We start from the raw sequence: 8,686 nt of genomic DNA, 5'->3' as shown, positions 1-8,686 counted from the left end.
GCATGTGTTTAACCTAGCGGGACAAATTGAATATGACTAAGCGCCACTCACCAAGGTCGCGTAATCAAATTATGCAGGAAGCCTCTGAAGCAATTCAGGAGGGAGATACAGCGCGTGCCATCGAAATCCTGAGCGCTGCACTGAGGGAGGATCCGAACAGGGCAGAACTCCATAACTTGATGGCAAGCGCGTACCAACTGAAGGGAAATCCTGCGAAAGCATTGGATCACATCCAGCGGGCCTCTTTGCTTGATCCCGATTTGGCGGAGTATCAAAGGGGCGAGGGCATCATATTGGCTGCACTTAATCGCTATGATGACGCAGAAAACAAACTATCTCTCGCCGCTGAATTAAACCCCGAAAGCGTCGATATATTGAACGATCTTGCAGTCGTTCTGCTAAAGACCTGGCAACCCGAGCGGGCCGAAAAGTATTTGCGGAAAGCTATAGATATTTCACAAAATGAAATTAATGTAGTTTACAATTTGTCACTGGCTCTTATTAAACAGAATAAATTTAGTGAAGCCGAAGAACAATTTCTTAAAGCTCTCAAAATATTTCCAGGCGACCCCCACTTATTCTATGAGTTAGGTCGCCTGCAATTCGAACGCAATCACCTAGCAGATGCGGAGGCTACCTTAAAGAGGGGGCTCGCGCATAACCCGGAAGACCTTGATACGCTGACACTGTTGGCGCGAGTCCATGGATTACAAGGTGCTATCGAAGAGGGAGAAAAATTGTTGCGACTTGCGATGTCTTGCGGCGGAATGACTTATAAGCATTACGAAAATATTGGCTTTTTTTATGACGAATGGGGCAAGCGAACTGAGGCTTTGAAAGCGTTTAAGGCGGCATTTTCTGCCAACCCCAATTCCGTGGGAACGCTTGAAAACTTAAGTAATTACACGCCCGATGAGTTGGGGATTAATTTGCTCCATGCCATCGACCAGGCTTTGGACACCCTAAGCCCGAATGACGCAGGCTCAAGAGCTATCCTCAAATTTGCGAGGGCTCGCGCCATGGATAAGGCTGGGAAATATTGTGAGGCCTGGGAACAAGCCATCCAAGCCAACGCAGAGTATGCAGCTCTACATGACCTAAAACCAAGACCCATGCCTCATCTTGATTCATCACGCCGTTTCGATTCCCCCTATTTTGAAGGCTCCTCCCCGCGGAAATATGCAACCTGGGATGACGGACCAAAGGTCTTATTCGTCGCGGGTATGCCAAGATCAGGAAAATCGACTGTCGAGAACCTGATTGGTGAGATCCCGGGCGTAAAACTTGGCTATGAAAGTAATATTCTCCCCAAGACAATTGACGAGCTCAATGCTCGCATAGGGCTGAATTTTGTGAAAAGCCTCGATGACTTGCCTGATAGTTACGTTTCCCTTTTCCAGGAAATCTTGAAAGAAAAATTGTCGGCGCGTGCACAAAGCCATATTGCTATTACGAATACAATGTCTTCAACTTATGTATTGAACTGTATTCCAAAAATTTTGAGAACCGTTCCAAATTCATATTTCATATTTACGGATAGGGACATTTGGGACAATGCTTGGAAAATCTTTCTCTTCCACTATCGGCTCGATGCGCCGAGCTATCCTTATGACTTTTCTTGCATCGTAAAACAGATCGAATTCTGGAGGAATGCTGTTGAACAAGCGTCAAAGGGTGCATCTGAACGCGTTATAATCCTACAATATCAAACATTTGTTACAGATCCTCGAACATCTTTAGAGGCCATAAGTGACCTCTGCGGTCTTCCCTCTGTCAACCTGGACTTTAATCTCTTGCCCAATGACATTGGATGTGCGGGCCCCTACATTGATCTCATGAAAACCTATCTTGCAGGGGATTAGAAACCCTACACGTCTGACCACAATGTCTACAGGCTGGCACAAGCGTTGCCGCGTTAATCTAATGTCCGCTTTGGGTCAAAAGCGGACATAAGGTTAACAAGCCCCAAGGGCTGATCTGGCCGTTAAGGTTATGTCTGCTTTTAGCCAAAAGCGGACATAAGCTTCCTGTCATTTTTACTTGATCAAACTGTCACTTCTGACAGGTCTAGCCGGTCTTACAAAAGGCTAAAATCGGCTTGGGTGTCCTTGGGATGGCCGGGATCGGCAGTCATCCGGGCTTATCGGGTTAAGGGGGAACGGGAATATGGCTGACGGCAACTCAGTCACCGCGATTCGCGGTGCGGCATTGACTTTCACGGACGATCCGTTTCGGAACCCCGTCGAAGACTGCATGCGGCATGAATCCGATGCCGTCATTATCATGGCCGATGGCAAGATCACTGAGTTTGGCCCGGCGAACGAGGTTCTCCCCAAGGTGCCAGACGGCGTCGAGGTGACAACCTATTCAGACGCGCTGATCCTTCCGGGCTTTATCGATTGCCACGTCCATTACCCACAGACAGAGATCATCGGCGCATATGGCAAACAACTGATCGACTGGCTAAATAAATACACCTTCGTCGCCGAACAGAGCTTCAAGGACAAGGACCACGCCCACGAAGTGGCTCAGGTCTTCCTGCGTGAGGGACTACGCTGCGGCACCACGACATCGACGGTGTTCTGCACGGTTAACCCAATTTCCGTGGATGCTTTTTTCGAAGAGTCCGAAAAACTGAACATGCGCAACATCGCGGGCAAGGTCTTGATGGACCGAAACGCTCCTGACGCCCTGATGGATACGCCGCAGCAGGGATATGAGGAAAGCAAAGAATTAATCGGCCGCTGGCACAACAAGGGACGGTCCCTTTATTGCGTCACGCCCCGATTCGCGCCGACCAGCACGCCGGAACAGATGGAGCTTGCGGGCGCCGTCTGGAAGGAACACCCCGGCACATATCTGCAATCCCATGTTTCCGAGAATCTGGGAGAAATCGAGTGGGTGAAGGAGCTTTATCCCGAGCGCAACGGGTACGTGGATGTCTATCACCACTACGGCCATCTCGGGCCACGCAGCATTCTGGGCCACGGGGTTCATCTTACAGAAGAGGAATTTCAGGTGCTGCACGATACCGGCACCGCGATCTCCCATTGCCCGACGTCGAATCTATTCCTCGGAAGCGGTCTATTCAGCGTGGAAAACGCGATGGACGAGAAACGACCTGTCCGCGTGGGCCTGGCGACCGATCTGGGTGCCGGCACCAATTTTTCCCAGCTCGTTACCATGAATGAAGCATACAAAGTCGCCCAGATGAGCGGATACGCACTGAGCGCGCCGCACGCCTATTACCTTGCGACCCGTGGCGCCGCACATGCGCTTTATCTGGAGGATAAGATCGGCACCATTGCCGTGGGGATGGAAGCCGATTTGACCGTGCTCGATCTCAATGCGACGCCGATTCTCGAATATCGAATGAAATACGCCAAGGATCTCGACGAGGTTCTGTTCGTCGTCATGACCTTGGGCGACGACCGAACGGCATGCGCCACCTATGTGGCCGGGGAGCTTTTGTATTCGCGCGATGCAAATATCCGCAACGAAACTTTCTGTGCGTCGCTCAGCGGCGTCTGAAGACGAAGATACGAGGGGATATAAAATGGCCGAGAAAAGCAAGCTGGGCGGTGGTCAGGCCTGGATAAACTGGACATTGGGAGTCTTTTTCGTTGTTTTTGTTTTCACCTTCCAGACTGGATATGCCGTCACCAGTGTGGGGATGACGAAAGATCTGAGTCTGTCGGTCGCACAGGTCGGTTTTATCGGCTCGATCTACACCTGGGCCTTCGCGATTGCGCAATTCGGCAGCGGATCCATTCTCGACCGGCTTGGTATTCGCTGGGTGTTGCCTGTCGCATGCGTCATCGTGACAGTGGGCGGCTTCTTGTTCGCCAATGCGACTGGGCCAGAAATGCTTATCATCGGCCAGGTTTTGATGGCTGTTGGCGGGTCGTTCGGCTTCGTCGGAGCGGGATTCGTTGGTGGGCGCTGGTTTGCACCAATCAAATACGGCTTCATGTTTTGCCTGGTGCAGTTTGTCGCATCGTTGTCAGCCATCGCTGGCCAGATGATTTTGGGAAAGATGGTCGAACAATTCCCGTGGAGTACCTTGCTGAACTCCATGGCGGTCGGCGGAGTGGTTTTGACAGTCGTGATGTTCGTTGTCCTGCGCGATCCGGTTCGCGAGGATGCCGAACTCGCACCTTGGGAAGGAATACGCAAATTCCTGAACGACCTAATTGCCGCTATCAATGAAGTCACATCGATCAAAGACAGCTGGATTAACTCCCTGATCGGTGGCGCTACCTTTGGAACGATGCTAGCGCTTGGCGTGGTCTGGGGACCAAAATTCCTGATGGCTTCCGGTATGAGCCAGACTGACGCTTTCTTCACAAGTTCTATAATGTGGGCTGGCCTGGCATTCGGCGCCCCTTTCTTCGGGTGGCTTTCCGACAAGCTCCGAAAACGGAAACTGCCAATGGCGGCGGGCTGCGCTCTCCAACTTCTGACGATCATTGTTATCATTTCACGGCCGGGAATGTCGCCAACCGAGGCAAATTTCTATTTCTTCATTTGGGGCTTCATGTCCGGCGGTTCGATGCTCAACTTCCCGATCGGCGCTGATCTGGTGCGGCCTGCATTGATCGGCACCTCGGCCGCGGTAGTCAACGCCGTTCAGTTCATTGTCGGCGGCATCATTATGGCTGTGCCAGGACGAGTTCTATCGGGAACCGGCTTGATAGCGCGGATTGCTGAGATGGAGGGTACCGCCAAGGGCACCGTTGCCGATTACCAGTGGGCGATTCTGGTTATTCCACTGATACTCGGGATCGCGCTCATTCTCTTCCTTTTCCTGCGCGAAACCTATCCCAATTCGGAGGAAGAACCGGTCACTGCTGCTGAGCCGGCGGAATAGGGCGCATTGAACGCCAGGCCGCTCGTGGGGCAACGAGCGGCCCGGCCATACCTAAAACGACGGGGGAAGAGCGTGTACCTTACAGGCAACAGCGAAACCAGGGGGCTGCTTGTATTCCTAGTAGCCGCCACCCTCCTTTGGTCCACAGCTTCGGGCGCCGCTGCGGCAGGGGATAAAAAACTCCTGCTTTGGATGGACAACAGCATCACCGGTCTTGTAGGTGGAGGGTTCGAAATCGACGACGGGGACCAATATACCGCCACCTTCGAACATGCCAGCGGGTGGTCATTCGGCGACTTGTTCATGTTTGTCGACTACACCCGATTCAAGAACAAGACGGGGGACGACAATACGGCATGGTATGGGGAAATCTCGCCTCGTCTTAGCATAGGCAAAATCTTAAAGAAGGACCTGTCGTTCAGTATCTTCGGCCAGAACCTCGTGATCTGGAAAGATACACTGCTCGCGGTCACTTATGAGCGAGGGAGAGATCCCGACCTCACCGAATCCCTGCTGGTCGGACTCGGCTTCGATCTCGATCTGAAAGCGCTCGGCATTTTTGGGGATAAGGGCTTCAACTATTTCCAGGTCAACGTTTACGCCCGTAACGAGTTAAATTGCTGTGCCGGCGACAAACCCGACAGGGGATTCAAGGATCTTCAGATCACCGTTTCCGCCAGTTATCCCTTCGAGGTTGGCAAAGCCAAATTCCTGTTGGACGGTTTCTTCGATTACGTCGCGGGATGGGGACCCCAGGCGGAGAACTTCCACTTTGTGCCTCAGATCAAGCTTGATATCGGCAATTTCTGGGGCAAACCGAAGGCGCTTTATGTCGGCGTCGAAATCGATTACTGGACCAACAAATTCGGGCTGAAGGGCGCCCCAGGTTTCGAAACGGATCAGTTTGCCGTCAGCGGCATCGTCAAGGTCCACTTTTGATGCCGGCAATAGGGCGGCAGGAACGATGACGTGAGCACCGTAGCGGTACCGGCTCTCGGCGGTGCGAGGGCGTGGTTTAACTGGGTCATCGGCGTTTCTTTTGTGGTCGTGGTTTTCATCATGCAAACCGGCTACGCGATCACCAACATCCAGGTGAGCAAGGATCTTGGCCTAACCATCGCGCAGGTCGGATTTATCGGATCGGTCTATACTTGGGTTTTTGCTGTTACGCAGTTTGCTAGCGGCGCGATACTGGATCGCCTGGGGGCCCAGAGAGTTCTGCCCATCGCCTGCGGACTGGTCACCCTTGGCGCCTTTCTTTTCGCCCATGCCGAAGGTCCGCTGGTGCTCATCTGCGCCCAGGTCCTTCTGGCCATCGGCGCCTCATTCGGTTTTATCGGCGCTGGGTTCGTGGGCGGGCAATGGTTCGAGCCCTTGAAATACGGTTTCATGTTCGCACTAGTGCAGCTTGTCGCCTCGCTCTCAGCGGTCGCCGGACAGCGCACGCTGAATGTTCTCATCGTCGATTATCGCTGGGATACCATCATCAACGGCATTGGGTTCATGGGCGTCGCCGTGGTTGCCTTGATGCTTATCTTTCTACGTGATCCGCTTGGCGCAGAAACAACGCGCAAAGGCTGGACCGGTATCAAGGCTTTCACGGAAGACCTGATCCAGGCCGTCAACCAGGTCACGGCGATCAAGGATTGTTGGATCAACGCTCTGATTGGCGGCGCGACATTTGGGACCATGCTTGCAATCGGTGTGATCTGGGGCCCCCGCCTGTTGGTCGCTGGCGGCATGGAACAGGCCGACGCCAACGCGACTACGTCAATGAGCTGGTTCGGTCTGGCGCTCGGCGCTCCGGCGTTTGCGTGGTTTTCTGACAAGCTCCGTAAACGGCGCTTGGCGATGGCAATCGGGTGCGCGTTGCAGCTTGCTGTCATTGTAATTGCAATGACGCAAACTGGCATGCCCGTTGAATTTGCCTCGATCATATTTTTTCTATGGGGTTTTATGGCCGGGGCTTCGATGCTTCCCTACGCAATAGCCGCTGAACTCGTGCCGGCTTCCCTGATCGGAACGTCGGCCGCTATCGTCAACGCCGTGCAATTTATCGTCGGTGGCATCATGATGGCGATTCCGGGGCGTGTTCTTTCGGGCACTGGTTTGATCGCCCGTATTGCCGAGATAGAAGGGAACTCACCCGGGTCAACTTCCGATTACCGTTGGGCGATCGTGGTATATCCAATGGTCTTAGGCCTTGCCCTGATCATGCACCTGTTCCTGCGTGAGACGTATCCAAGCGGCGCAAATGGTAAATAGATTCTCTTGGTATGATCTCAATCTATGAAGCCATTTCCGCCATAGGCCGACTGTTCACATTCCTATTTAGGCGTCATGGTCAAATCGAAGACCCATTCAAGCAGGAGGGAATAATGCGGACTTTGTTTCTCGGACTAGCGCTTGTGAGTTTTCAAATATCGGCGAGTGTTGCCGGCGAACTGACTGGTACGTTGAAGCGCATCAATGATAGGAGCCTAATTACACTAGGGTTTCGCGAAGCTGCGCCTCCCATGTCATTTCTGGATCGATCAGGAAAAGCGGTCGGCTACTCTATCGATCTTTGCGACCGCATTGTTGCCGCCGTCAAACAGAAGCTGGGCCGAACTAATATCATGGTGAACTATGTACCGGTCACGGCCAAGAATCGCTTTACGGCCATCGAAACAGGAAGAATCGATATCCTGTGTGGTACGACATCCAAGACGCTCAGCCGATCAGAGCGAGTAGGTTTCACCCAGCTTACATTTGTGACCGGCGCCTCTTTGCTGAGCCTGAGCGACGCTAAGGTATCAAGGATCGCCGGCCTCAAAGGCAAACGAGTTGCCGCCGTGGCTAACACGACCATCATCAAAACCCTCAAAGGGGTGCTCAAGAATCGGCTCATCGATGCCGAAGTTGTTCCGGTTGCTACTAACGCCGCGGGCATGACGGCTTTGGACAAGGGTGTGGTGGATGCCTTTTCGTCGGGACAAGTCGTTCTCATTGGCCAAGTGATCATCCGGCAGAAGAAAAAGAAGCGCTATTATTTATCGAAGGAGCTGTTTTCCTTTGAGCCTTTTGCACTGGCGGTCCAGCGCGGCGACGCGGATTTCCGATTGGTCGCGGATTCTGCACTTTCGCGACTGAACCGCAGCGGCCAGATTATCGCGATCTATCGAAAGTGGTTTGGGCGCTTTGCTAAGGATGCTCCGATGGTCCTTAAGGTTCTTTATCAACTAAACGCAACGCCCAAATAAATGCACTTGGCCGGATCTCAATTTCAGTAAAAGGGGGGGGCGTGGCTCCTTTAAGACTTCCACGCCCCTAGAATAGGAACCACTCTACTATGATGCGCAAAAATCTTCGAAATGGAGAGGTATTATTCCGCGAGGGCACCAAGGGTCCCGCGTTTCTTATTTGGCGCGGGGCTTTCGAAGTTTATGGCGAGGAGGTAGCCATTCAGGTCGGTGAGGGTGAGCTAATTGGCTTGGCGGGCCTCATTGACGAGCCCTATCAGGGGTCGGCAAAAGCGCTTGAAGATTCCGTGGTCTACCCAATCGATGCAGAAGGCCTTGCTGCCATCATTGCCGATGATCCATCCGATGGTGTTGTCATATTGAAATCATTGATTGGGCGGTTCGCCCAATTTGTTAAACAGCAGAAAAACTCCGATGACTGATTCCATCGCTCTGATCTATGACGAGATCAACAAGCAAATCGGTGCCAAATAGCACCAAGCCTATGGCAACCCTTTTGAGCATGGCCTCTTCCTCACGTTGGAAAACCACGCCTGAATTAGATACCCATTTTGACGATTGTGACATAAGGCAA

8 protein-coding genes are annotated in these 8,686 nt (G+C 52.6%); 7 read left to right on the top strand and 1 reads right to left on the bottom strand.

Annotated features, from left to right (window positions below):
- The first annotated feature begins 32 nt into the window (after nt 1–32).
- From O6944_08080 to O6944_08050, 7 genes are all read left to right on the top strand, one after another.
- Nucleotides 33–1,862 (top strand): tetratricopeptide repeat protein, encoded by a 1,830-nt coding sequence (locus O6944_08080; protein ID MCZ6719089.1) that lies wholly within the window; start codon nt 33–35, stop codon nt 1,860–1,862.
- A gap of 304 nt (nt 1,863–2,166) precedes the next feature.
- Entirely contained in the window at nt 2,167–3,531 is a 1,365-nt protein-coding gene (guaD, locus tag O6944_08075) for a guanine deaminase (protein ID MCZ6719088.1), read from the top strand.
- A 25-nt stretch (nt 3,532–3,556) separates the two neighbouring features.
- Nucleotides 3,557–4,870, top strand: a complete 1,314-nt coding sequence (locus O6944_08070; GenBank protein ID MCZ6719087.1) for an MFS transporter — start codon at nt 3,557–3,559, stop codon at nt 4,868–4,870.
- A gap of 72 nt (nt 4,871–4,942) precedes the next feature.
- A complete protein-coding gene (locus O6944_08065) occupies nt 4,943–5,809 on the top strand; it encodes a hypothetical protein (protein ID MCZ6719086.1) in 867 nt (288 codons plus the stop codon).
- A 30-nt stretch (nt 5,810–5,839) separates the two neighbouring features.
- On the top strand, nt 5,840–7,135 hold the full coding sequence (locus O6944_08060) for an MFS transporter (protein ID MCZ6719085.1): 1,296 nt from the start codon (nt 5,840–5,842) through the stop codon (nt 7,133–7,135).
- An 11-nt stretch (nt 7,136–7,146) separates the two neighbouring features.
- The gene (locus O6944_08055) at nt 7,147–8,112 is read left to right on the top strand and encodes an amino acid ABC transporter substrate-binding protein (protein ID MCZ6719084.1); all 966 of its coding nucleotides are present in this window, start codon (nt 7,147–7,149) and stop codon (nt 8,110–8,112) included.
- An 89-nt stretch (nt 8,113–8,201) separates the two neighbouring features.
- On the top strand, nt 8,202–8,534 hold the full coding sequence (locus O6944_08050; GenBank protein MCZ6719083.1) for a cyclic nucleotide-binding domain-containing protein: 333 nt from the start codon (nt 8,202–8,204) through the stop codon (nt 8,532–8,534).
- Here the strand turns inward: O6944_08050 and O6944_08045 are convergent.
- A partial coding sequence (locus O6944_08045; GenBank protein ID MCZ6719082.1) for a hypothetical protein occupies nt 8,506–8,686 on the bottom strand: 181 nt, incomplete at its 5' end. The two genes, O6944_08050 and O6944_08045, sit on opposite strands and share 29 nt — an antisense overlap.

This window comes from Gammaproteobacteria bacterium (assembly GCA_027296625.1).
Classification (GTDB): domain Bacteria; phylum Pseudomonadota; class Gammaproteobacteria; order JAKEHO01; family JAKEHO01; genus JAKEHO01.
The sequence above is the reverse complement of the archived record's forward strand: the minus strand, read 5'-3'. Positions and strand labels throughout refer to the sequence as shown.

What these genes read in the sequence shown, in the direction of transcription:
- O6944_08080 (MCZ6719089.1), top strand. Translation starts at nt 33, where the DNA reads ATGACTAAGCGCCACTCACCAAGGTCGCGTAATCAAATTATGCAGGAA.
- guaD (MCZ6719088.1), top strand. Translation starts at nt 2,167, where the DNA reads ATGGCTGACGGCAACTCAGTCACCGCGATTCGCGGTGCGGCATTGACT.
- O6944_08070 (MCZ6719087.1), top strand. Translation starts at nt 3,557, where the DNA reads ATGGCCGAGAAAAGCAAGCTGGGCGGTGGTCAGGCCTGGATAAACTGG.
- O6944_08055 (MCZ6719084.1), top strand. Translation starts at nt 7,147, where the DNA reads ATGATCTCAATCTATGAAGCCATTTCCGCCATAGGCCGACTGTTCACA.
- O6944_08050 (MCZ6719083.1), top strand. Translation starts at nt 8,202, where the DNA reads ATGATGCGCAAAAATCTTCGAAATGGAGAGGTATTATTCCGCGAGGGC.